General features: G+C 72.0%; 20 protein-coding genes. 18 read left to right on the top strand and 2 right to left on the bottom strand.

Annotated features, from left to right (window positions below; all coding sequences use genetic code 11):
* Positions 1-5: 5 nt before the first annotated feature.
* The 11 genes from ACZ6C1_RS31575 (at position 6) to metK (ending at position 12,683) form a co-directional block, all read left to right on the top strand.
* Complete coding sequence (locus ACZ6C1_RS31575) at positions 6-1,292, top strand: dihydroorotase (RefSeq protein WP_469245620.1); 1,287 nt, start codon at positions 6-8, stop codon at positions 1,290-1,292.
* The gene (locus ACZ6C1_RS31570; protein ID WP_469245618.1) at positions 1,289-1,849 is read left to right on the top strand and encodes a PH-like domain-containing protein; all 561 of its coding nucleotides are present in this window, start codon (positions 1,289-1,291) and stop codon (positions 1,847-1,849) included. The genes ACZ6C1_RS31575 and ACZ6C1_RS31570 overlap by 4 nt, the downstream gene beginning before the upstream one ends.
* Positions 1,846-2,988: a glutamine-hydrolyzing carbamoyl-phosphate synthase small subunit gene (gene carA, locus ACZ6C1_RS31565; protein ID WP_469245616.1), complete on the top strand. Its 1,143-nt coding sequence runs from the start codon at positions 1,846-1,848 to the stop codon at positions 2,986-2,988. The genes ACZ6C1_RS31570 and carA overlap by 4 nt, the downstream gene beginning before the upstream one ends.
* Positions 2,981-6,289: a carbamoyl-phosphate synthase large subunit gene (gene carB / locus ACZ6C1_RS31560; protein ID WP_469245614.1), complete on the top strand. Its 3,309-nt coding sequence runs from the start codon at positions 2,981-2,983 to the stop codon at positions 6,287-6,289. The genes carA and carB overlap by 8 nt, the downstream gene beginning before the upstream one ends.
* Positions 6,290-6,349: 60 nt before the next feature.
* Complete coding sequence (locus tag ACZ6C1_RS31555) at positions 6,350-7,453, top strand: quinone-dependent dihydroorotate dehydrogenase (protein WP_469245613.1); 1,104 nt, start codon at positions 6,350-6,352, stop codon at positions 7,451-7,453.
* Positions 7,450-8,292 (top strand): orotidine-5'-phosphate decarboxylase, encoded by an 843-nt coding sequence (pyrF, locus tag ACZ6C1_RS31550; RefSeq protein WP_469245611.1) that lies wholly within the window; start codon positions 7,450-7,452, stop codon positions 8,290-8,292. The genes ACZ6C1_RS31555 and pyrF overlap by 4 nt, the downstream gene beginning before the upstream one ends.
* Before the next feature lie 333 nt (positions 8,293-8,625).
* Positions 8,626-8,949 (top strand): integration host factor, encoded by a 324-nt coding sequence (locus ACZ6C1_RS31545; protein WP_064068014.1) that lies wholly within the window; start codon positions 8,626-8,628, stop codon positions 8,947-8,949.
* 38 nt (positions 8,950-8,987) lie between these two features.
* Complete coding sequence (gene gmk / locus ACZ6C1_RS31540; RefSeq protein ID WP_469245609.1) at positions 8,988-9,581, top strand: guanylate kinase; 594 nt, start codon at positions 8,988-8,990, stop codon at positions 9,579-9,581.
* A gap of 40 nt (positions 9,582-9,621) precedes the next feature.
* Positions 9,622-9,894, top strand: coding sequence for a DNA-directed RNA polymerase subunit omega (gene rpoZ / locus ACZ6C1_RS31535; protein WP_005319902.1), 273 nt, complete (start codon positions 9,622-9,624; stop codon positions 9,892-9,894).
* Positions 9,895-9,993: 99 nt separating this feature from the next.
* Positions 9,994-11,232 (top strand): bifunctional phosphopantothenoylcysteine decarboxylase/phosphopantothenate--cysteine ligase CoaBC, encoded by a 1,239-nt coding sequence (coaBC, locus tag ACZ6C1_RS31530; RefSeq protein WP_469245607.1) that lies wholly within the window; start codon positions 9,994-9,996, stop codon positions 11,230-11,232.
* Positions 11,233-11,474: 242 nt separating this feature from the next.
* Entirely contained in the window at positions 11,475-12,683 is a 1,209-nt protein-coding gene (gene metK, locus ACZ6C1_RS31525; protein WP_469245606.1) for a methionine adenosyltransferase, read from the top strand.
* Positions 12,684-12,738: 55 nt separating this feature from the next.
* Here metK and ACZ6C1_RS31520 read toward each other — a convergent pair whose 3' ends face one another.
* The gene (locus ACZ6C1_RS31520) at positions 12,739-13,404 is read right to left on the bottom strand and encodes a hypothetical protein (RefSeq protein WP_469245604.1); all 666 of its coding nucleotides are present in this window, start codon (positions 13,402-13,404) and stop codon (positions 12,739-12,741) included.
* Positions 13,405-13,469: 65 nt separating this feature from the next.
* Here ACZ6C1_RS31520 and ACZ6C1_RS31515 point away from each other — a divergent pair, with 65 nt between their 5' ends.
* Positions 13,470-15,620, top strand: coding sequence for a primosomal protein N' (locus ACZ6C1_RS31515; RefSeq protein WP_469245602.1), 2,151 nt, complete (start codon positions 13,470-13,472; stop codon positions 15,618-15,620).
* Between the two features lie 309 nt (positions 15,621-15,929).
* Here ACZ6C1_RS31515 and ACZ6C1_RS31510 read toward each other — a convergent pair whose 3' ends face one another.
* Entirely contained in the window at positions 15,930-16,451 is a 522-nt protein-coding gene (locus ACZ6C1_RS31510; protein ID WP_469245600.1) for a hypothetical protein, read from the bottom strand.
* 227 nt (positions 16,452-16,678) lie between these two features.
* On the opposite strand from ACZ6C1_RS31510, the gene fmt reads away from it, so the two are divergent.
* From fmt to ACZ6C1_RS31480, 6 genes are all read left to right on the top strand, one after another.
* Positions 16,679-17,617, top strand: coding sequence for a methionyl-tRNA formyltransferase (fmt, locus tag ACZ6C1_RS31505; RefSeq protein ID WP_469245750.1), 939 nt, complete (start codon positions 16,679-16,681; stop codon positions 17,615-17,617).
* 88 nt (positions 17,618-17,705) lie between these two features.
* Positions 17,706-19,127, top strand: coding sequence for an RsmB/NOP family class I SAM-dependent RNA methyltransferase (locus tag ACZ6C1_RS31500; RefSeq protein WP_469245598.1), 1,422 nt, complete (start codon positions 17,706-17,708; stop codon positions 19,125-19,127).
* A gap of 160 nt (positions 19,128-19,287) precedes the next feature.
* Complete coding sequence (gene rpe, locus ACZ6C1_RS31495) at positions 19,288-19,971, top strand: ribulose-phosphate 3-epimerase (protein ID WP_469245596.1); 684 nt, start codon at positions 19,288-19,290, stop codon at positions 19,969-19,971.
* Between the two features lie 85 nt (positions 19,972-20,056).
* A complete protein-coding gene (locus ACZ6C1_RS31490; RefSeq protein WP_469245748.1) occupies positions 20,057-21,103 on the top strand; it encodes a sugar-binding transcriptional regulator in 1,047 nt (348 codons plus the stop codon).
* A 341-nt stretch (positions 21,104-21,444) separates the two neighbouring features.
* Positions 21,445-22,890, top strand: a complete 1,446-nt coding sequence (locus ACZ6C1_RS31485; protein WP_469245594.1) for a GuaB1 family IMP dehydrogenase-related protein — start codon at positions 21,445-21,447, stop codon at positions 22,888-22,890.
* Positions 22,891-23,074: 184 nt separating this feature from the next.
* Entirely contained in the window at positions 23,075-23,923 is an 849-nt protein-coding gene (locus ACZ6C1_RS31480) for an RNA polymerase sigma factor SigF (protein WP_469245592.1), read from the top strand.
* Positions 23,924-24,059: the final 136 nt, after the last annotated feature.

Genomic DNA, 24,059 nt, shown 5'->3' with positions numbered 1-24,059 from the left:
GACAGATGAGCAAGATCCTGATCCGTGGTGCGAAGGTGCTCGGCGGCGAGGCCCAGGACGTCCTGATCGACGGCGAGACCATCGCCCAGGTCGGCACGGGCCTGCCGGCCGACGGCGCCACCGTGATCGAGGCCGAGGGGAAGATCCTGCTGCCCGGCCTGGTCGACCTCCACACCCACCTCCGCGAGCCGGGCCGGGAGGACTCCGAGACCGTCCTCACCGGCACCCGCGCGGCCGCCACCGGCGGTTACACGTCCGTGTTCGCCATGGCAAACACCTTCCCGGTCGCCGACACCGCCGGTGTCGTCGAGCAGGTCTACCGGCTCGGCCAGGAGCACGGCTACTGCGACGTACAGCCCATCGGCGCCGTCACCGTCGGCCTGGAGGGCAAGAAGCTCGCCGAGCTGGGCGCCATGCACGAGTCGGCCGCCGGCGTCACCGTCTTCTCCGACGACGGCAAGTGCGTCGACGACGCCGTGATCATGCGCCGCGCCCTGGAGTACGTGAAGGCCTTCGGCGGCGTCGTCGCCCAGCACGCCCAGGAGCCCCGCCTCACCGAGGGCGCCCAGATGAACGAGGGCGTCGTCTCCGCCGAGCTGGGCCTCGGCGGCTGGCCGGCCGTCGCCGAGGAGTCGATCATCGCCCGCGACGTGCTGCTCGCCGAGCACGTCGGCTCCCGCGTCCACATCTGCCACCTGTCGACCGCCGGCTCCGTCGAGATCGTCCGCTGGGCCAAGTCCCGCGGCATCGACGTCACCGCCGAGGTCACCCCCCACCACCTCCTCCTGACGGACGAGCTGGTCCGCTCGTACAACCCGGTCTACAAGGTCAACCCGCCGCTGCGCACCGAGCGCGACGTGATGGCGCTGCGCGAGGCCCTGGCCGACGGCACGATCGACATCGTCGCCACCGACCACGCCCCGCACCCGCACGAGGACAAGGACTGCGAGTGGGCCGCCGCCGCCATGGGCATGGTCGGCCTGGAGACCGCGCTCTCCGTCGTCCAGCACACGATGGTCGAGACCGGGCTGCTGGACTGGGCCGGCGTCGCCGACCGCATGTCGTTCTCGCCCGCGCGGATCGGCCGCGCCACCGGCCACGGCCGCCCCGTCTCGGCTGGTGAGCCCGCCAACCTCACCCTGCTCGATCCGGCATACCGTGGTGTCGTGGACCCCGCGGGCTTCGCCTCCCGCAGCCGCAACACCCCCTACGAGGGCCGCGAGCTGCCGGGTCGCGTCACCCACACCTTCCTGCGGGGCCGGGCGACGCTCATGGACGGGAAGCTGGCGTGACACTCATCTACATCGCGGCGGAGCAGAAGTCGGCGGAGGTGACCGACTGGGCCGCCCGGCTCGGCTGGGTCGCCGGACTGCTGCTCTTCATCGCGCTCGTCTATTGGCTGATGCGCCAGGGGTGGAAGTGGCGCGGCAGCCTCCAGTCCGGCATCCCCGACCTCCCCAGCGCGCCGGACGCGCCCGGTGCGGCGAGACTGACGATGACCGGCCGCTACCACGGTTCCACCACGGCCGGGCAGTGGCTCGACCGGATCGTCGCCCACGGCCTCGGTACCCGCAGCCGCGTCGAGCTGACGCTCACCGACGAGGGCCTGGAGGTCGTACGCCCCGGGGCGCGCGACTTCTTCGTACCGGCCGGCCGGCTGCGCGGGGCCCGGCTCGACAAGGGCATCGCGGGCAAGGTCCTCGCCGAGGGCGGCCTGCTGATCGTCACCTGGGAGCACGGCGACACCCTGATCGACTCCGGCTTCCGCTCCGACCGGGCCGCGGACCACACCACCTGGGTCGACACCCTGAACACCATGATCACTACGACGGAAGGCGTCGCACGATGACCACCTCCACCAGGGGAGCCGCCAAGACTCCCGCCGTACTCGTCCTGGAGGACGGCCGCACGTTCCGCGGCCGTGCCTACGGGGCCGTGGGGGAGACCTTCGGCGAGGCCGTCTTCTCCACCGGCATGACCGGCTACCAGGAGACCCTGACCGACCCGTCGTACCACCGCCAGGTCGTCGTGATGACCGCGCCGCACGTGGGCAACACGGGTGTGAACGACGAGGACCCCGAGTCCAAGAAGATCTGGGTCTCCGGGTACGTCGTCCGCGACCCCGCCCGCGTCCCGTCCAACTGGCGCTCCCGCCGCACCCTCGACGAGGAGCTGGCCGCCCAGGGCGTCGTCGGCATCAGCGGCATCGACACCCGCGCCCTCACCCGCCACCTCCGTGAGCGCGGTGCCATGCGCGTCGGCATCTTCTCCGGCGAGGCCATCGCGGACGACGCCGCCCTGCTCGTCAAGGTGCAGGCCGCCCCGCAGATGAAGGGCGCGAACCTGGCCGCCGAGGTCGCGACCAAGGAGCCCTACGTCGTCCCCGCGATCGGCGAGAAGAAGTTCACCGTCGCCGCCGTCGACCTCGGCATCAAGGGCATGACCCCGCACCGGATGGCCGAGCGCGGCATCGAGGTGCACGTCCTGCCCGCCACCGCCACCGCCGAGGACGTGTACGCCGTGAACCCCGACGGTGTGTTCTTCTCCAACGGCCCCGGCGACCCCGCCACCGCCGACGGCCCCGTCTCCGTCATGCGGGCCGTCCTGGAGCGCAGGACGCCTCTGTTCGGCATCTGCTTCGGCAACCAGATCCTGGGCCGCGCGCTCGGCTTCGGCACCTACAAGCTGAAGTACGGCCACCGCGGCATCAACCAGCCCGTGCAGGACCGTACGACCGGCAAGGTCGAGGTCACCGCGCACAACCACGGCTTCGCCGTCGACGCCCCCCTCGACACCGTGTCCGACACTCCCTACGGCCGCGCCGAGGTCTCCCACGTCTGCCTCAACGACAACGTGGTGGAGGGCCTCCAGCTGCTCGACCAGCCGGCCTTCAGCGTCCAGTACCACCCCGAAGCGGCCGCCGGCCCGCACGACGCCGCGTACCTCTTCGACCGCTTCGTATCCCTGATGGAGGCCGAGCGTGCCTAAGCGCACCGATATCCAGTCCGTCCTGGTCATCGGCTCCGGCCCGATCGTCATCGGCCAGGCCGCCGAGTTCGACTACTCCGGCACCCAGGCGTGCCGCGTCCTCAAGTCCGAGGGCCTGCGGGTCATCCTGGTGAACTCCAACCCCGCGACGATCATGACCGACCCGGAGATCGCCGACGCCACCTACGTCGAGCCGATCACCCCCGAGTTCGTCGAGAAGATCATCGCCAAGGAGCGCCCCGACGCGCTCCTGCCCACCCTCGGCGGCCAGACCGCGCTCAACACCGCGATCTCCATGCACGAGCAGGGTGTGCTGGAGAAGTACGGCGTGGAGCTGATCGGCGCCAACGTCGAGGCGATCCACAAGGGCGAGGACCGCGACCTGTTCAAGGGCGTGGTGGAGGCCGTCCGCGCCAAGATCGGCCACGGCGAGTCCGCCCGCTCGGTCATCTGCCACTCCATGGACGACGTCCTCAAGGGCGTCGAGACGCTCGGCGGCTACCCCGTCGTCGTCCGCCCCTCCTTCACCATGGGCGGCGCCGGTTCCGGCTTCGCGCACGACGAGGAGGAGCTGCGCCGCATCGCCGGCCAGGGCCTGACCCTGTCTCCCACCACCGAGGTGCTCCTGGAGGAGTCCATCCTCGGCTGGAAGGAGTACGAGCTGGAGCTGATGCGCGACAAGCACGACAACGTCGTGGTCGTCTGCTCCATCGAGAACTTCGACCCGATGGGCGTGCACACCGGCGACTCGATCACCGTCGCCCCGGCGATGACGCTCACCGACCGCGAGTACCAGATCCTCCGTGACGTCGGCATCGCGATCATCCGCGAGGTCGGCGTCGACACCGGCGGCTGCAACATCCAGTTCGCGGTCAACCCCGAGGACGGCCGGGTCATCGTCATCGAGATGAACCCCCGCGTCTCGCGCTCCTCCGCGCTGGCGTCGAAGGCCACCGGCTTCCCGATCGCGAAGATCGCCGCCCGTCTCGCCGTCGGCTACACCCTCGACGAGATCCCCAACGACATCACCGAGAAGACGCCGGCCTCCTTCGAGCCGACCCTCGACTACGTCGTCGTCAAGGCCCCCCGCTTCGCCTTCGAGAAGTTCCCGTCCGCCGACTCCACGCTGACCACGACCATGAAGTCGGTCGGCGAGGCCATGGCCATCGGCCGCAACTTCACCGAAGCCCTCCAGAAGGCCCTGCGCTCGCTGGAGAAGAAGGGCAGCCAGTTCGCCTTCACCGGCGAGCCCGGCGACAAGGACGAGCTGCTGCGCGAGGCCGTGCGCCCCACCGACGGCCGCATCAACACCGTGATGCAGGCCATCCGCGCCGGCGCCACGCCGCAGGAGGTCTTCGACTCCACGAAGATCGACCCCTGGTTCGTCGACCAGCTCTTCCTGATCAAGGAGATCGCCGACGAGCTCGCCGCCGCCGAGAAGCTCGAGCCCGAGCTGCTCGCCGAGGCCAAGCGGCACGGCTTCTCCGACGCCCAGATCGCCGGGATCCGCGGCCTGCGCGAGGACGTCGTCCGCGAGGTCCGGCACGCCCTCGGCGTCCGCCCGGTCTACAAGACGGTCGACACCTGCGCCGCCGAGTTCGCCGCGAAGACCCCGTACTTCTACTCCTCGTACGACGAGGAGAGCGAGGTCGCCCCGCGCGAGAAGCCCGCGGTGATCATCCTCGGCTCCGGCCCGAACCGCATCGGCCAGGGCATCGAGTTCGACTACTCCTGCGTCCACGCCTCCTTCGCGCTCAGCGACGCGGGCTACGAGACCGTGATGGTCAACTGCAACCCCGAGACCGTCTCCACCGACTACGACACCTCCGACCGCCTGTACTTCGAGCCGCTGACGCTCGAGGACGTGCTGGAGATCGTCCACGCCGAGACCCTCGCCGGCCCCGTCGCGGGCGTCGTCGTCCAGCTCGGCGGCCAGACCCCGCTCGGCCTCGCCCAGGCGCTCAAGGACAACGGCGTGCCGGTCGTGGGCACCTCCCCGGAGGCCATCCACGCCGCCGAGGACCGCGGCGCCTTCGGCCAGGTCCTCGCCGAGGCGGGCCTGCCCGCCCCCAAGCACGGCACCGCGACCACCTTCGCCGGCGCGAAGGCCATCGCCGACGAGATCGGCTACCCCGTCCTCGTACGCCCGTCGTACGTGCTCGGCGGCCGTGGCATGGAGATCGTGTACGACGAGGCGCGCCTGGAGGCGTACATCGCCGAGTCCACCGAGATCTCCCCGACCCGCCCGGTGCTGGTCGACCGGTTCCTCGACGACGCCATCGAGATCGACGTCGACGCCCTGTACGACGGCACCGAGCTGTACCTCGGCGGCGTCATGGAGCACATCGAGGAGGCCGGCATCCACTCCGGCGACTCGGCGTGCGCCCTGCCCCCGATCACCCTCGGCGGCTTCGACATCAAGCGGCTGCGCGCCTCCACCGAGGCGATCGCCAAGGGCGTCGGCGTGCGCGGCCTGATCAACATCCAGTTCGCGATGGCCGGCGACATCCTGTACGTCCTGGAGGCCAACCCGCGCGCCTCCCGTACGGTGCCCTTCACGTCCAAGGCGACCGCCGTGCCGCTGGCGAAGGCCGCCGCCCGCATCTCGCTGGGCGCCACCATCGCCGAGCTCCGCGAGGAGGGCCTGCTGCCGAAGAGCGGCGACGGCGGCACCCTGCCGCTGGACGCCCCGATCTCCGTCAAGGAGGCCGTGATGCCGTGGTCGCGCTTCCGCGACGTGCACGGCCGCGGCGTGGACACCGTCCTCGGCCCCGAGATGCGCTCCACCGGCGAGGTCATGGGCATCGACGCGGTCTTCGGCACCGCGTACGCCAAGTCGCAGGCAGGAGCCTACGGCCCGCTGCCCACCAAGGGCCGCGCGTTCATCTCGGTCGCCAACCGCGACAAGCGCTCGATGATCTTCCCGGCCCGCGAGCTGGTCGCCCACGGCTTCGAGCTGCTGGCCACCTCCGGCACCGCCGAGGTCCTCAAGCGCAACGGCATCAACGCCACCGTCGTGCGCAAGCAGTCCGAGGGGGAGGGCCCCGGCGGCGAGAAGACCATCGTCCGGCTCATCCACGACGGCGAGGTCGACCTCATCGTCAACACCCCGTACGGCACCGGCGGCCGCCTCGACGGCTACGAGATCCGTACCGCGGCCGTGGCGCGCGGCGTCCCGTGCCTGACGACGGTCCAGGCACTCGCCGCCGCCGTCCAGGGCATCGACGCGCTCAACCACGGCGGAGTGGGCGTCCGTTCCCTCCAGGAACACGCACAGCACCTGATCGCGGCCCGCGACTAACAGCCCACGAGGGGGACACCGGCAAACGGTGTCCCCCTCCTCATGAGGACACCACACACCATGTACAAGCTCTTCTTCAGGCTGTTCTTCACGCGCATGGACCCCGAGCAGGCGCACCACCTGGCCTTCCGCTGGATCCGCCTGGCCGCCCGCGTCCCGGTCCTGCGCACCTTCCTGGCCGCCGCCCTGGCCCCCCGGTACAAGGAGCTGCGCACCGAGGCCTTCGGCCTGCGGATGCACGGCCCGTTCGGACTTGCCGCGGGCTTCGACAAGAACGCCGTGGCGATCGACGGCATGGCGATGCTCGGCTTCGACCACGTCGAGATCGGCACGGTCACCGGCGAACCGCAGCCCGGCAACCCCAAGAAGCGCCTCTTCCGCCTGGTGCCGGACCGCGCCCTGATCAACCGCATGGGCTTCAACAACGACGGCTCGGCCGCCGTCGCCGCCCGCCTCCACGCGCGCGTGCCGGTCTTCCGCACCGTCGTGGGCGTCAACATCGGCAAGACGAAGGTCGTCCCGGAGGCCGAGGCCGCCGCCGACTACGTGAAGTCGACCGAGCGGCTCGCCCGCCACGCCGACTACCTGGTCGTCAACGTCTCCTCGCCCAACACCCCGGGCCTGCGCAACCTCCAGGCCACGGAGTCGCTGCGGCCGCTCCTGACGGCCGTCCGCGAGGCCGCCGACCGCACGGTCACCGACCGCCGCGTCCCGCTGCTCGTCAAGATCGCGCCCGACCTCGCCGACGAGGACGTCGACGCGGTCGCCGACCTGGCCGTCGAGCTCGGCCTGGACGGCATCATCGCCACCAACACCACCATCGCCCGCGAGGGCCTGAAGTCCCCGGCGTACCTCACGAGCGAGACCGGAGGGCTGTCCGGCGCGCCGCTCAAGAAGCGCTCCCTGGAGGTGCTGCGCCGCCTCTACGCGCGCGTGGGCGACCGCATCACGCTCGTCGGCGTCGGCGGCATCGAGAACGCCGAGGACGCCTGGCAGCGCATCCTCGCCGGCGCCACCTTGGTGCAGGGCTACAGCGCCTTCGTCTACCAGGGCCCCTTCTACGCCCGGGCCGTCCACAAGGGCCTCGCGGCCCGGCTGAACGCCTCCCCGTACGCCACCCTCGCCGAGGCCGTCGGCGCAGACACCCGAAAGGCCGCCGTATGAGCCCGCTCGAACCCTTCGGTACGCGTCTCCGTTCCGCCATGGACTCCCGGGGCCCGCTGTGCGTCGGCATCGACCCGCACGGCTCCCTGCTGTCCGCCTGGGGCCTGAACGACGACGTGGCGGGCCTGGAGCGCTTCACGCGTACGGTCGTCGACGCCCTCGCCGACCGGGTGGCCGTCTTCAAGCCGCAGAGCGCCTTCTTCGAGCGGTTCGGCTCCCGCGGCATCGCGGTGCTGGAGCAGGCGGTCGCGGACCTGCGGGCCGCGGGCGCGCTGGTCGTCATGGACGCCAAGCGCGGTGACATCGGCTCCACGATGGCCGCCTACGCGGAGACGTTCCTGCGCAAGGACTCGCCGCTCTTCTCCGACGCGCTCACCGTCTCCCCCTACCTCGGGTACGGCTCGCTGAAGCCGGCCGTCGACCTGGCGCGCGAGAGCGGCGCCGGGCTGTTCGTCCTGGCGCTCACCTCCAACCCGGAGGGCGCCGAGGTGCAGGGCGCGCTGCGCGAGGACGGCCGCACGGTCGCCGCGACCATGCTGGCCCACCTCGCCGAGGACAACGCGGGCGTGACCCCGCTCGGCTCCTTCGGTGCCGTCGTCGGCGCCACGCTCGGCGACCTGTCCTCGTACGACCTGGACATCAACGGCCCGCTCCTCGCGCCCGGCATCGGCGCCCAGGGCGCGACCCCGGCCGACCTGCCGGCCGTCTTCGGCACGGCCGTGCGCAATGTCGTGCCGAGTGTCAGCCGGGGCGTGCTGCGCCACGGTCCGGACGCGGCGGCGCTGCGCGAGGCGGCGGAGCGGTACGCGGACGAGGTGCGGGCGGCGGTCGGCGCCTGACGTCCCCGCCCCACAAGATCATCAGAGCCCACGGTCACCCCGAGGTGACCGTGGGTTCCGTCGTTCGGTGCGTGACGTACCTCACGTTCGGCCGGGCGACGAACCGCATGGTCGGATTCTGCGCGCAAAACAGGGTCGTTATGTCTCAAATGTCTGGGTAGGTCGATGCTGACCAGGACTTTTCCGCTGTTCTCGCTGACTCTGGCGGCCATGGCCGCTAGTCTCCGTCGCAGAGCCAACGTGCACTGCGTTGTTCGTTGCTCCCCTGGTGTGGGCCGACTAGGTTCCTCACCGGTCCGTATCCGACAGTTCGACATCCGAGGTGACGTAGGCGTGGCTCTTCCGCCCCTTACCCCTGAACAGCGCGCAGCCGCGCTCGAAAAGGCCGCCGCGGCTCGCCGGGAGCGGGCCGAGGTCAAGAATCGACTCAAGCACTCCGGCGCCTCGCTCCAGGAGGTCATCAAGCAGGGCCAGGAGAACGAGGTCATCGGCAAGATGAAGGTCTCCGCCCTCCTGGAGTCCCTGCCGGGCGTGGGCAAGGTCCGCGCCAAGCAGATCATGGAGAGGCTGGGCATCTCCGAAAGCCGTCGTGTGCGGGGTCTCGGCTCCAACCAGATCGCGTCCCTGGAGCGCGAGTTCGGCAGCACCGGGGCCTGACGTCCGGGGCACTGGAGTAAACCTGGAATAATCGCCCCATGGCTGCAACATTCCGGGGGACCGCCCCCGAGCCCCCGGACGTACGTCCGCGACTGACCGTGCTCTCCGGCCCCTCCGGGGTCGGCAAGAGCACGGTCGTCGCTCATATGCGCAAGGTCCACCCCGAGGTCTGGTTGTCGGTGTCGGCCACGACCCGCAAGCCGCGACCCGGCGAGCGGGACGGGGTGCAGTACCACTTCGTCTCCGACGACGAGTTCGACAAGCTGATCGCCAACGGCGAGCTGCTGGAGTGGGCCGAGTTCGCCGGCAATCGCTACGGCACGCCGCGCGCGGCCGTGCAGGAGCGCCTGGAGAAGGGCGAGGCCGTCCTGCTGGAGATCGACCTCCAGGGCGCCCGTCTGGTCCGGGAGTCGATGCCGGAGGCGCAGCTCGTCTTCCTGGCCCCGCCGAGCTGGGACGAGCTGGTCCGCCGGCTCACCGGCCGCGGCACGGAGCCGCCGGAGGTCATCGAGCGGCGGCTGGAAGCGGCCAAGATCGAACTGGCCGCGGAGTCCGAGTTCGACACCACCCTCGTCAACACCTCCGTCGAGGACGTGGCCCGTGAGCTGCTAGCCTTGATGCAAGTTGTTTGATCTTTGTCCCATTTTCCAGAAGTTTTTCGGAAGGTAGAGCGTGTCCTCTTCCATCACCGCGCCCGAGGGCATCATCAACCCGCCGATCGACGAGCTGCTCGAGGCCACTGACTCGAAGTACAGCCTCGTGATCTACGCGGCCAAGCGTGCGCGTCAGATCAACGCGTACTACTCGCAGCTCGGTGAGGGCCTGCTGGAGTACGTCGGTCCGCTGGTGGACACCCACGTCCACGAGAAGCCGCTCTCGATCGCCCTGCGCGAGATCAACGCGGGTCTGCTGACCTCCGAGGCCATCGAGGGCCCGGCCCAGTAGGCGCCCCACTCGCACGTCATGACAGGCCCGGTGGACACCCCGCCGGGCCTGTGGTGTGTCATGGAACCGTAGTAACGAGCCGGAGCCGGGAGGCGTTGAGTGGACAAGCCGAAGGTCGTCCTCGGGGTCAGCGGCGGCATCGCCGCCTACAAGGCCTGCGAGCTGCTGCGGCGGCTCACCGAGTCCGGTCATGACGTACGGGTCGTCCCGACCGCGTCCGCCCTGCACTTCGTGGGCGCCGCCACCTGGTCGGCGCTCTCCGGCAATCCGGTCTCGACCGAGGTCTGGTCGGACGTCCACGAGGTCCCGCACGTACGCATCGGCCAGCACGCCGACCTCGTGGTCGTCGCCCCGGCCACGGCCGACATGCTCGCCAAGGCCGCCCACGGCCTCGCCGACGACCTGCTGACCAACACGCTCCTCACCGCCCGATGTCCGGTGGTCTTCGCGCCCGCCATGCACACCGAGATGTGGGAGCACCCCGCCACCCAGGAGAACGTCGCCACGCTGCGGCGCCGCGGCGCCGTGGTCGTCGAGCCGGCCGTGGGCCGTCTGACCGGCGTCGACACCGGCAAGGGCCGGCTGCCCGACCCGGACGAGCTCTTCGAGGTCTGCCGACGGGTGCTCGCGCGCGGCGGCGCGGCCGAGCCCGACCTCGCGGGCCGCCACGTCGTGGTCAGCGCGGGCGGCACGCGTGAGCCGCTGGACCCCGTGCGCTATCTGGGGAACCGATCTTCCGGCAAGCAGGGGTACGCCCTGGCCAGGACCGCCGCCGCCCGGGGCGCCCGGGTGACGCTGATCGAGGCCAACACGGGCATGCCGGACCCGGCGGGCGTGGACGTGGTCCACGTGGGCACCGCCGTCCAGCTCCGCGAGGCGGTGCTCAAGGCGGCGGCCGACGCGGACGCCGTGGTGATGGCCGCGGCGGTCGCGGACTTCCGCCCCGCCACGTACGCCGAAGGCAAGATCAAGAAGAAGGACGGCCAGGAGCCCGCCCCCATCGTGCTGGTGCGCAACCCCGACATCCTGGCCGAGATTTCGGCGGAACGGGCCCGTCCGGAGCAGGTGATCGTCGGTTTCGCCGCCGAAACGGATGATGTTTTGGCCAATGGTCGTGACAAGCTCCGCCGCAAGGGGTGCGACCTGCTCGTGGTGAACGAGGTGGGGGAGCGCAAGACCTTCGGCTCGGAGGAGAACGAGGCCGTGGTGCTGGCGGCGGACGGCGGGGAGACCGCCGTACCGTACGGCCCGAAGGAAGCCCTGGCGGAAACCGTCTGGGACCTCGTCGCGCCCCGGCTCGGCGGCTCCGGCAACGGCGACTCGGACAAATCAGGATGAATTTCTGAATTCGCCCCTTTGGGTGGATGAAACCCCACGAAAACCGGCGTTCCGGGCTGCGGTGGGAGCCAATCCACTTCCTGTGGACACGGCAGATGTGGCCGATCACGCTCCCACCGTGCGAGACACCTGGTCCAACGGCCGAGAGCGCCCGATAAACTGTCCTCGGAACGACGCGGGGCGCAGCCCCCTGCCGGTCCGCAAATGATCAGCCAGCAGCCGCTGCAAACCCAGGGAGCGTTGTGTCCCGTCGTCTCTTCACCTCGGAGTCCGTGACCGAGGGTCACCCCGACAAGATCGCTGACCAGATCAGCGACACGATTCTCGATGCGCTGCTGCGGGAGGACCCCACCTCCCGCGTCGCCGTGGAGACGTTGATCACCACCGGCCTGGTCCACGTGGCCGGCGAGGTGACGACCAAGGCGTACGCCGACATCCCCACGCTCGTGCGCAACAAGATCCTGGAGATCGGTTACGACTCCTCGAAGAAGGGCTTCGACGGCGCGTCCTGCGGAGTCTCCGTCTCGATCGGCGCCCAGTCGCCGGACATCGCGCAGGGCGTCGACACCGCCTACGAGCAGCGCGTCGAGGGCGACGAGGACGAGCTCGACAAGCAGGGCGCCGGTGACCAGGGCCTGATGTTCGGGTACGCGTCGGACGAGACGCCCGAGTTCATGCCGCTGCCGATCCACCTCGCGCACCGGCTGTCCAAGCGGCTGACCGAGGTCCGCAAGAACGGCACCATCCCCTACCTGCGCCCCGACGGCAAGACGCAGGTCACCATCGAGTACGACGGTGACAAGGCGGTCCGCCTCGACACGGTCGTCGTCTCCTCGCAGCACGCCTCGGACATCGACCTGGAGTCGCTGCTCGCGCCCGACATCCGCGAGTTCGTCGTCGAGCACGTCCTCAAGCAGCTCCTGGACGACGGCATCAAGCTGGACACCGAGGGCTACCGGCTGCTGGTCAACCCGACCGGCCGCTTCGAGATCGGCGGCCCGATGGGCGACGCCGGCCTGACCGGTCGCAAGATCATCATCGACACGTACGGCGGCATGGCCCGCCACGGCGGCGGTGCCTTCTCCGGCAAGGACCCGTCCAAGGTCGACCGCTCGGCCGCCTACGCCATGCGCTGGGTCGCCAAGAACGTCGTCGCCGCCGGGCTCGCCTCCCGCTGCGAGGTCCAGGTCGCCTACGCCATCGGCAAGGCCGAGCCGGTCGGTCTGTTCGTCGAGACCTTCGGCACCGCCAAGGTCGATGTCGAGAAGATCGAGAACGCGATCGGCGAGGTCTTCGACCTCCGCCCGGCCGCGATCATCCGCGACCTCGACCTGCTGCGCCCGATCTACGGCCAGACGGCCGCCTACGGCCACTTCGGCCGTGAGCTCCCGGACTTCACCTGGGAGCGCACGGACCGCGTGGACGCGCTGCGCAAGGCCGCGGGACTGTAGGGCACCCGTCCCCGAAGTCCGGCACCTCCCTCGGAGGGTGCCGGACTTCGGCGTTTCAGTGCCCCCGCCGCGGATAGCCGATGGCCGCCATGTCGCCGGCCAGACCGGCCAGGGTGAGCCCCGGATTCAGGACGGCGACCACCTCGTCGGTGAGGGGGCGCAGCGCCAGGACGTGCCGTACGGCGTCGAGGTCGACCGGAACCTCGTGCATGTGCACGGCGAAGTCCTGGTACGCCTCGGGGGAGCGGTCCGTCAGGTGCTCGAAGAGGTAGTCCGACCCGTCCGGGTCACAGGCGTCGGGGAAGTCGATGGTGCCCGTACGCCAGGTGTCGTCGTCGGCCGTCCGCCACAGGCAGGCCGTCACGGAAGGGAACCCGGCGCCGTCCGAGAAGGCCGGCTCGTCCACGTACTTCCGGAACACGTCCGGGACCTCGTCGACGACGCCGGGCCAGGGCGAGTCCTCGACGTACGGGCTCATCGGCGACTCGTGGTCGAAACCCCGGACGTACGCGCCCGCCGGGGCGAAGACGATCGAGTACTCGTCGCCCGCGCCGTTGCTCATCGAGGCGAGCTCATCGGTCGCGGACCAGTGCGCGTCGAAGGCGTGGTGCCGGAAGCGCGCGTCGGGACAGACGATCGCCTCCAGCACGGCGAGGGCCCGGCAGTGGTCGCGCAGTTCCGGTATCGACGGCAGCAGCTTCGCGGTGTCATGAACGGTCACGGGGGTATCCAAGCGCATGCCGGTGACAGCCGACGGTGTCAGTGGGCTCTGGTAGGAATGTGGCTGTGAGCAGCGACGACGGGAAGCGGGAAGGCGGGGGCCGGGGGGCCGAGCCGCCCGAGCAGCTCGCGCTCATACGGGAGACCGTGCGCAGGGCGAAGGTCCCGCGCGCCAAGCCGAGGACGTGGCGGGGGGCCGCGCTGGCCAAGGAGTTGCCGGTCGCCCGGGTCGTGGTGAACAAGGGCGTGCTGCACCTGGACCAGTTCTTCGACTACGCGGTGCCCGAGGAGCTCGACGCCGTCGCGCAGCCGGGTGTGCGGGTGCGCGTGCGGTTCGGGGCGGGGGCCCATCAGGTGCGGGACGGCCGGCGCGAGGGCGGGCGGCTCATCGACGGGTTCCTCGTCGAGCGGCGGGCCGAGTCGGACTACTCCGGGCCCCTGGCGGCTCTGGCCGACGTCGTGTCGCCCGAGCCGGTGCTCGACGCGGAGCTGCTCGGACTGGCGCGGGCGGTGGCCGACCGGTACGCGGGGAGCCTCGCGGACGTGCTGCAACTGGCCGTTCCGCCACGCCATGTGAAGGCCGAGCGCAAACCGTCGCCGCAGCCGCTGCCGCCACCCCCCGCGCCGGACCCCGGCACCTGGGAGCGGTACGCACAGGGCCCGGCGTTCCTCGCGGCCCTCGCGCGCGGCCGGTCACCGCGGGCCGTGTGGAACGCGCTGCCCGGGCCGCACTGGGCGGACGAGCTGGCCAGGGCGGTCGGCGCCACGCTCGCCTCGGGGCGCGGCGCGCTCGTCGTGGTGCCCGACGGGCGGGCGGCCGGTCGGGTGGACGCGGCGCTGACCGCCGTCCTGGGGGAGGGGCGGCACGCCGTGCTGACCGCCGAGGCCGGGCCCGAGAAGCGGTACGGGCAGTGGCTCGCGGTGCGGCGCGGTGCCGTGCGCGCGGTCGTCGGGACGCGGGCGGCGATGTTCGCCCCGGTCCGGGACCTGGGGCTGGTGGCCATCTGGGACGACGGGGACTCCAGCCACAGCGAACAGCACGCGCCGCTGCCGCACGCGCGCGAGGTGCTGTTGCTGCGCGCCGCGCACGACCAGTGCGCCTTCCTGCTGGGCGCCACCAGCTGCACGGTCGAGGCGGCCCAGCTCGTCGAGAGCGGCTGGGCACGGCCCCTGGTGGCGCCCCGGGACCAGGTCAGGGCTGCCGCGCCCCTCGTACGGACGGTGGGCGACGGGGAGCTGGCGCGCGACGAGGCGGCGCGGGCGGCCCGGCTGCCGTCGCTGGCCTGGCAGGCGGCACGGGAGGGCCTCAAGTCCGGGCCGGTGCTGGTCCAGGTGCCCCGGCGGGGATACGTGCCCCGGCTGGCGTGCGAGCGGTGCCGGACGCCCGCGCGGTGCCGCCACTGCGCGGGGCCCCTGGAGGCACCGGAGCAGCGGGAGTTGAGGTGCGGCTGGTGCGGGCGGGGCGCACCGGACTGGACGTGCGCGGAATGCGGGTCCGTCCGGCTGCGGGCCCAGGTGGTGGGCGCCCGGCGCACGGCGGAGGAGCTGGGGCGGGCGTTCCCGGCCGTGCCGGTGCGGACGTCGGGGCGGGACCACGTCCTCGACACCGTGCCGGGGCGCCCCGCGCTCGTGGTCAGCACCCCGGGCGCCGAGCCGGTCGCCGAGGGCGGGTACGCGGCGGCGCTGCTGCTGGACGGCTGGGCCATGCTCGGGCGGGCCGACCTGCGGGCCGGCGAGGAGGCGCTGCGGCGCTGGATGGACGCGGCGTCGCTGGTGCGGGGCCAGGACGAGGGCGGCACCGTCGTGATCGTGGCCGAGCCGACGCTGCGGCCCGTGCAGGCACTGGTGCGGTGGGACCCGGTCGGCCACGCCCAGCGCGAGCTGGCGGAGCGGGCGGAGCTGGGCTTCCCGCCGGTCTCCCGGATGGCGGCCGTGACCGGGCGGGCGGAGGCTGTGGCGGCGTTCCTGGCCGCCGCCGAGTTGCCCGCCGAGGCCGAGGTGCTCGGCCCCGTGCCGCTGCCGCCCGCGCCGCCGGGGGCGCCGCGCCGCCCTGGGGACGCCCCGCCGGGCGAGGTGTGGGAGCGGGTGCTGCTGCGGGTTCCGCCCGGGAGCGGCGCGGCGCTGGCGGCCGCGCTGAAGGCGGCGCAGGCGGCGCGGCTGGCGCGGGGCGGCACGGACCCGGTGCGTGTCCGGGTGGACCCGCCGGACATCGGGTGAGCGGCTCCTCCGGACCGGCCCCGTCGGCGCACCACCCCTGGGGAGCCGTGCCCCCACCCACCGGTCTCCAGTCGGCGACGCACCGGCCGTGCGGGGTCGCCCCCGCAGGGCCGGCGACCCTGGTCCGCTCCCTGACGCGCATCCCGAGGCCGTCGGCGAGGAGGTGAGCCCGGAGGGGCACCACCCCCACCCGCCGGCGGCGCCGGTACCCCCGCCGACGCCGTTACCCCCGCCGGCCGGGCGCCTGTCCCAGGACATGGGGCGGCCGCCCGGCCCCCTGCGGCGGGGGACCGGGCGGCCGGGGGAGGGTCAACCGTTGCGCGGGCCGGGGAAGGCGCTCGGGCGGACCTCTTCGCGGAGGGTCTGGGAGCCGGACGTGGGCTGGGGCGGCATCGAGCGCGCGGCCGGGACCGAGGGCATCGTGCGCGTGCCACCCGGCTCGACGGCGTGCTCGGCCTCCGCCGGCACCGGCTGCTGGGCCGCCGCCCGCCGGGCGCCGTACCTGCGGTGGACCGCCTGCTTGGTGACCCCGAGCGCCGAGCCCACCGCGTCCCACGAGAAGCCCAGCGAGCGGTCGAAGTCCACCGCCGCGGTCACCAGGGTCTCGACGCTGTCCCGCAGTTCCTGGGCGAGCCGCACGGTGGGGGCCGGAGCCCTGCCGTAGACGACGAAGCCCGTGGACGGGCCGGATCGCCTCGGGCGGTAGACATTGCCGAGCTGGGCGGTGAGCGTGCGCAGTGCGTCCACCTGGCGGCGGACCCGCTCGATGTCCCGCACCAGCAGGTGCAGGCTCGCCCGGGCTTGGGCGTCGTGGGTTGCGTGGTCGGCCATTTACAAGCCTCTCGAACCGGCGTTGAAAGGGGTGGGCCGCTCCGTGGCGGCGGCCCGTTTCGGTCAATCTGCCTTGACCAACGCGCCACCCGTGGTCGGGGTCACGCTGCGGGGGCGTATCCGCATATGCCCAGGGCGCACAAGGCGACGTACGCCCCCCGCCGAACGGCCCCTAAACTGGTGCGTTGCCCACCACCGCCACCGAACAGACAGGCAGTCAGCCACTGATGAAGCTCGTCTTCGCAGGCACCCCCGAGGTCGCCGTACCCGCCCTGGACGCCCTGATCGCCTCGGACCGGCACGAGGTGGCCGCCGTCGTCACCCGGCCCGACGCCCCCGCGGGGCGAGGCCGCAGGCTCGTCGCCAGCCCGGTCGCCCAGCGCGCCGAGGAGGCCGGGATCGAGGTCCTCAAGCCGGCGAAGCCCCGCGACGAGGACTTCCTGGCGCGGCTGCGCGAGATCGCGCCCGACTGCTGCCCGGTCGTCGCCTACGGCGCCCTGCTGCCGCGCGTGGCCCTCGACGTACCCGCGCGCGGCTGGGTCAACCTCCACTTCTCCCTGCTGCCCGCCTGGCGCGGTGCCGCCCCGGTACAGCACGCGATCATGGCCGGGGACGAGGTGACCGGTGCGTCGACCTTCCAGATCGAGGAGGGCCTGGACTCCGGCCCGGTGTTCGGCGTCATCACCGAGGAGGTGCGCCCCACCGACACCAGCGGCGACCTGCTCACCCGGCTCGCCTTCGCCGGCGCGGGGCTGCTCGCCGCGACGATGGACGGCATCGAGGACGGAACCCTCAAGGCCGTCCCGCAGCCCGCCGAGGGCATCAGCCTCGCCCCGAAGATCACCGTCGAGGACGCACACGTCGACTGGACCGCCCCGGCCCTGCGCGTCGACCGCGTCGTACGCGGCTGCACCCCCGCCCCCGGTGCCTGGACCCTCTTCCGCGGCGAGCGCCTGAAGGTCGTCCAGGCCGCCCTCGTCCCCGACCGCACGGACCTCGCCCCCGGTGAGCTGTCGGCCGCCAAGAACAACGTGTACGTCGGTACCGGCTCGCACGCGGTCGAACTGTTGTGGGTCCAGCCGCAGGGCAAGAAGCCGATGCGCGGCGCCGACTGGGCGCGGGGCGTCCGGATCGCCCCGGGGGAGAAGGCGGGGGCCGGCGCGTAGTGCCGCCGCACGAGGGTGGCGGTGGGAGACGGGGGAGGGGCCGACGTAGGCTGAAAGGGTTCGAGCCTCACGAAACGCGGAGCACCTTTTGAGCGAGCAGTCCCGTCGCCGTCCCCCCAAGCCGTACCGCCGCCCCAAGAAGGACCCGGTGCGGATCCTGGCGTTCGAGGCGCTGCGCGCCGTCGACGAGCGCGACGCGTACGCCAACCTCGTCCTGCCCCCGCTGCTGAAGAAGGCACGGGAGAAGGAGGGGTTCGACGGCCGGGACGCGGCGCTCGCCACCGAGCTGGTGTACGGGACGCTGCGCCGCCAGGGCACGTACGACGCGATCATCGCGGCGTGCATCGACCGGCCGCTGCGCGAGGTGGACCCGCCCGTGCTGGACGTGCTCTCGCTGGGAGCCCACCAGCTGCTCGGCACGCGGATCCCCACGCACGCGGCCGTCTCGGCGAGCGTGGAACTGGCACGGGTGGTGCTCGGCGACGGACGGGCCAAGTTCGTCAACGCCGTACTCCGCAAGATCGCGCAGCAGGACCTCGACGCGTGGGTGGAGCAGGTGGCCCCGCCGTACGACGAGGACGCCGAGGACCACCTGGCCGTCGTGCACTCGCACCCGCGCTGGATCGTGTCCGCGCTGTGGGACGCGCTCGGCGGCGGCCGCGCCGGCATCGAGGATCTCCTGGAGGCCGACAACGAACGCCCCGAGGTCACGCTGGTGGCCCGCCCCGGCCGGTCCACCAAGGACGAGCTGCTGGACGTGCTGGGCGAGGAGGCCGGCCTGCCGGGCCGCTGGTCCCCGTACGCGGTACGGCTCGCCGAGGGCGGCGAGCCGGGCGCGATCGACGCCGTGCGCGAGGGCAGGGCGGGCGTCCAGGACGAGGGCAGCCAGCTCGTCGCGATCGCCCTCGCCAACGCCCCGGTCGACGGCCCCGACGAGCGCTGGCTCGACGGCTGCGCGGGCCCCGGTGGCAAGGCGGCCCTCCTGGGCGCCCTGGCCGCCGGGCGCGGTGCCGCCCTCCTCGCCTCCGAGAAGCAGCCGCACCGCGCCCGGCTGGTGGAGCGGGCGCTGTCCGGCAACCCCGGCCCGTACCAGGTCATCGCGGCCGACGGCACCCGCCCGCCGTGGCGGCCCGGCTCCTTCGACCGTGTCCTCATGGACGTCCCCTGCTCGGGCCTGGGCGCCCTGCGCCGCCGTCCCGAGGCGCGCTGGCGGCGCCGCCCGGAGGACCTGGAGAGCTTCGGCCCGCTGCAACGCTCCCTGCTCACCGAGGCGTTGAAGGCGGTCCGGGTCGGCGGCGTGGTGGGGTACGCGACCTGCTCGCCGCACCTGGCCGAGACCCGGGTGGTCGTGGACGACGTCCTCAAGAGGCACGGCGGCGCCGAGCTGATCGACGCCCGCCCCCTGATGCCCGGCGTCCCGGCGCTCGGAGACGGCCCCGACGTACAGCTGTGGCCGCACATGCACGGCACCGACGCCATGTATCTGGCGCTGCTGCGGCGCACGGCGTGAGGCCTTACCTGGCGCCGCTGCGGCGCACAGCGCGAGGCCGTGAGGCCGTGAGGCCGTGAGGACAGCGATACGCCAGGAATGTGCCAAGTGTGACGGGTCCCGCCAAGGTCACCCGGGCATCGGGTAAAAGAAACCCCATGGGACATGGCAGGCTTGGCACATGGCCCAGATCAACCCCAGCATCCTGTCCGCCGATTTCGCCCGGCTCGCCGAGGAGGCGAAGGCCGTCGACGGCGCCGACTGGCTCCACGTCGATGTCATGGACAACCACTTCGTGCCCAACCTCACCTTGGGCGTGCCCGTCGTGGAGTCGCTCGCCCGGGCGACGGACACCCCGCTGGACTGCCACCTGATGATCGAGGACCCCGACCGCTGGGCCCCGCAGTACGTGGAGGCCGGGGCAGGCTCGGTCACCTTCCACGTCGAGGCGGCCGCCGCCCCGGTCAGGCTGGCCCGTGAGATCCGGGCCAAGGGTGCACGGGCGTCGATGGCGCTGAAGCCCGCCACCCCGATCGAGCCGTTCGAGGACCTGCTCCCCGAACTCGACATGCTGTTGATCATGACCGTGGAGCCGGGCTTCGGCGGCCAGGCGTTCCTCGACATCATGCTGCCGAAGATCCGCCGTACCCGGGAGCTGATCTCCAAGCACGGGCTGCAGCTGTGGCTCCAGGTCGACGGCGGCGTCTCGGCCTCCACGATCGAGCGCTGCGCGGAGGCCGGTGCCGACGTCTTCGTCGCCGGTTCCGCGGTGTACGGAGCGGAGGACCCGGCCGCCGCGGTGCGGGCCCTGCGCGAACAGGCCACCGCGGCGACCGCCACGGCCGCCTGGGCGTGCGGCCACTGAGCCACGGGTGGGCCACGGGCAGATGAACGCAGCCCAACAGGACCGATCGCGGACCGCCGGATCTGCAAGGATGGCGATCCGAAGTGTGAACAGCAGTGAGGAGAGCGCGGTGTCTGCTATGTCGGCGGGACGGCCAGCCCTGCGGATGGGACCCGCGGAGCTCGTGCAGGCGGCGGCCATGGCCCGTCGCTTCTATCTCGAGGGCAAGTCCAAGATCCAGATCGCGGAGGAGTTCGGCGTCAGCCGCTTCAAGGTGGCCCGGGTACTGGAGACCGCCCTCGAGCGTGACCTCGTACGCATCGAGATCCGCGTACCGGCCGAGCTCGACGCCGAGCGCTCCGACGCGCTCCGCGCCAGATACGGGCTGCGTCACGCCGTGGTCGTCGAGTCCCCGCCGGAGGGCGAGGACGCCTCCCCGGACCCCGAGAACCTGGGTGAGGTCGCGGCCGACCTGCTCGGCGAGCTCGTGGCGGAGGGCGACGTCCTGGGCCTCGCATGGGGCCGATCCACCATCCACATGGCGGCCGCCCTCGACCGGCTGCCGCCCTGCACGGTCGTCCAGCTCACGGGCGTGTACGACGCCGGCACCGCCGAGCGCGGCTCGGTGGAGGCGGTACGGCGTGCCGCCCAGGTGTCCGGCGGCGAGGCGCACCCCATCTACGCGCCGATGCTGCTGCCCGACCCGGCGACCGCGGCGGCGCTGCGCAACCAGACCGGTATCGCCCGCGCCTTCGACTACTTCGACAAGGTCACCGTCGCGGCGGTGTCCATCGGCTCCTGGGAGCCGGGCATCTCGACCGTCCACGACATGCTCACGGACGAGGAGCGGGCGCACTACGCCTCGCTGGGCGTCGCGGCCGAGATGTCGGCCCACCTGTTCGACTCGTCCGGACGCCGGGTCGGGCGAGACCTCGGCGAGCGGTGCATCACCGTCGAGGCCGACCGCCTCCGGCGCATTCCGGAGGTCGTGGCCATCGCGGGCGGCCAGCGCAAGGCGTCGGCGATCGGCGCGGTCCTGCGGTCCGGTCTGGTCACCAGCCTGGTCACGGACACGACGGCGGCGGACTACCTCCTGACCGAGTTCACCCCCGGCCCCCGCCCCGCACTGGACCGCGCGGACCCGGACGAGTAACCGCCACGAGGCGGCGCCGCCGATCGGTGGCCCCCGGCGCCGCCGCCCCGCCGCACCCCACCGCTCGGCCCGCACCCACCGCTCGGCCCGCGCGTCGGCCTGGTGCGCGCGTCGAAGTGGTGCGCGCGTCGACGTGGTGCGCCCAGTGGCGGGGAGCGCTTCCGGGGAGTGTCCCGGCCGGCTCGGCCCGGGCTTGGAGGAAACCACCAGTGCTCCTTCCAGGGCCTGTGGCTTTCGCCCGGGGCGTACGCGTGTACGTGCATGGGAGAATGAAGTACGTGCGTTTTCCCCCCGGCTGAAATGCCCGGGGGCCAACTCCGAACGACTGGGATGTTCAGCACGTGCGTTTCCTCAATGACCTGAAGCCGCCGTACGACCTCACGTACGACGACGTATTCATGGTGCCTAGCCGCTCGGCCGTGGGCTCCCGCCAGGGTGTCGACCTGTCCGCCCCCGACGGCACCGGGACCACCATCCCGCTGGTGGTCGCCAACATGACCGCGATCGCAGGCCGCCGGATGGCCGAGACCGTCGCCCGGCGCGGTGGTCTCGTCGTCATCCCGCAGGACATTCCGATCGAGGTCGTCACCGACGTCATCTCCTGGGTCAAGAGCCGTCACCACGTGCTCGACACCCCGATCGTCCTCGACCCGCACCAGACGGTCGCCGACGCGCTGTCGCTGCTGCCCAAGCGCGCGCACAACGCGGGTGTCGTGGTCGACGCCGACCAGCGTCCGATCGGTGTCGTCACCGACGAGGACCTGTCCGGGGTCGACCGCTTCACCCAGCTGTCCGAGGTCATGTCCAAGGACGACCTGCTGCTGCTCGACGCGGACATCGACCCCCGTGAGGCGTTCAACACCCTCGACCACCACAACCGCCGGTACGCCCCGGCCGTGGACAAGGACGGCCGCCTCGCCGGCATCCTGACCCGCAAGGGCGCGCTGCGCGCCACCCTCTACACGCCGGCCGTCGACGCGAACGGCAAGCTCCGCATCGCCGCCGCGGTCGGTATCAACGGTGACGTCGCCGGCAAGGCCAAGCAGCTGCTCGACGCGGGCGTCGACACGCTCGTCGTGGACACCGCGCACGGTCACCAGGAGTCGATGATCGCCGCGATCAAGGCCGTTCGCGGTCTCGACCCGCACGTCCCGATCGTCGCCGGCAACATCGTCGCGGCCGAGGGCGTACGCGACCTCATCGAGGCCGGCGCGGACATCATCAAGGTCGGTGTGGGCCCGGGCGCCATGTGCACCACCCGCATGATGACCGGCGTGGGCCGCCCGCAGTTCTCCGCCGTCCTGGAGTGCGCCGCCGAGGCCAAGAAGTACGGCAAGCACGTGTGGGCCGACGGCGGTGTCCGCCACCCGCGTGACGTCGCCATGGCGCTCGCGGCCGGTGCGTCCAACGTGATGATCGGTTCCTGGTTCGCCGGTACGTACGAGTCCCCGGGCGACCTCCAGCAGGACGCCAGCGGCCGTCTGTACAAGGAGTCGTTCGGCATGGCGTCCAAGCGCGCCGTCCGCAACCGTACGAGCGAGGAGTCCGCGTACGACCGGGCCCGCAAGGCGATCTTCGAGGAGGGCATCTCGCACTCGCGGATGTTCCTCGACCCGTCCCGCCCCGGCGTCGAGGACCTGATCGACTCGATCATCGCGGGTGTGCGCTCCTCGTGCACCTACGCCGGTGCCGGCTCCCTGGAGGAGTTCGCCGAGAAGGCCATCGTGGGCGTCCAGAGCGCGGCCGGCTACGCCGAGGGCAAGCCGCTGCACGCCAGCTGGAGCTGACGCCTCGTCAGTTGCCGTCGGAGTGCCCGTCGGCATGACCGTCGGAGTGGCCGTCCCTCGCCGTGTGCGAGAGGCGGCCACTCCGCTTTTTTCGCGTCAGGCCGAATTCGTACGCGTGGGTGTGATTGAGGCGGGTACACGCGCCTTGCGAACGTACGGAGATGAAAGGGAGGGTGCAGTGTCCATGGCGACCACGATCTCGACCGGTTCCGCGCAGCAGACGACCACCGATCTGCCGGAGATCCGGAACCCCGGCGAGGTGGCTCCGAAGGACGCGAAGGAGCTCTCGAAGCAATTCTTCGACCGGCTCGCTGTTCTGGAGGAAGGCACCGCGGAGTACCAGTACGTCCGCAACACCCTCATCGAGCTCAACCTCTCCCTGGTCAAGTACGCGGCCACACGCTTCCGTAACCGGTCCGACCAGATGGAGGACATCATCCAGGTCGGCACCATCGGGCTGATCAAGGCGATCGACCGCTTCGACCTGAGCCGCGAGGTCGAGTTCACGACCTTCGCGATGCCGTGCGTCATCGGCGAGATCAAGCGGTTCTTCCGCGACACGAGCTGGTCGGTGCACGTGCCGCGGCGCCTGCAGGAGCTGCGCATCGACATCGCCCGCGCGACCGACGAGCTCTTCCAGCGCCTCGACCGCTCTCCGACCCCGGCCGAACTGGCCGAGCACCTGGGGATGGAGGAGGACGAGATCCTCGAAGGGCTCGTCGCAGCCAACGGGTACACCGCCGGCTCCATCGACCTCCCGCTCGACGACGGTGGTGACAACTCCTCCGAAACCCTCGGCGACCGGCTGGGCGAGCCGGACCGGGAGCTGGAGATCGTCGAGAATGTCCAGGCGCTGAAGCCGCTCATCGAGCAGTTCGACGAGCGGGACCGCCGCATCCTGCAGATGCGGTACGTGGACGAGATGACGCAGTCGGAGATCGGCGCCGTGCTGGGTGTGTCACAGATGCACGTGTCGCGGCTGCTGTCGCGGATCACCGCGCGGCTCAGGGAAGGGCTACTGGCCGTCGAGTGAACCCACACCGGCCGGCCGCTCGGCGGGGGGGGGGGGGGGGGGGGGGGCCGGGGGGGGGGGGGGGGGGGGGGGGGGGGGCCGGGGGGGGGGGAGGGGGGGGGGGGGGGAGAGGGGGGGGGGGGGGGGGGGGGTTAGC

The sequence above is a fragment of the Streptomyces sp. NPDC041796 genome (assembly GCF_055590785.1).
The sequence above is the reverse complement of the archived record's forward strand: the minus strand, read 5'-3'. Positions and strand labels throughout refer to the sequence as shown.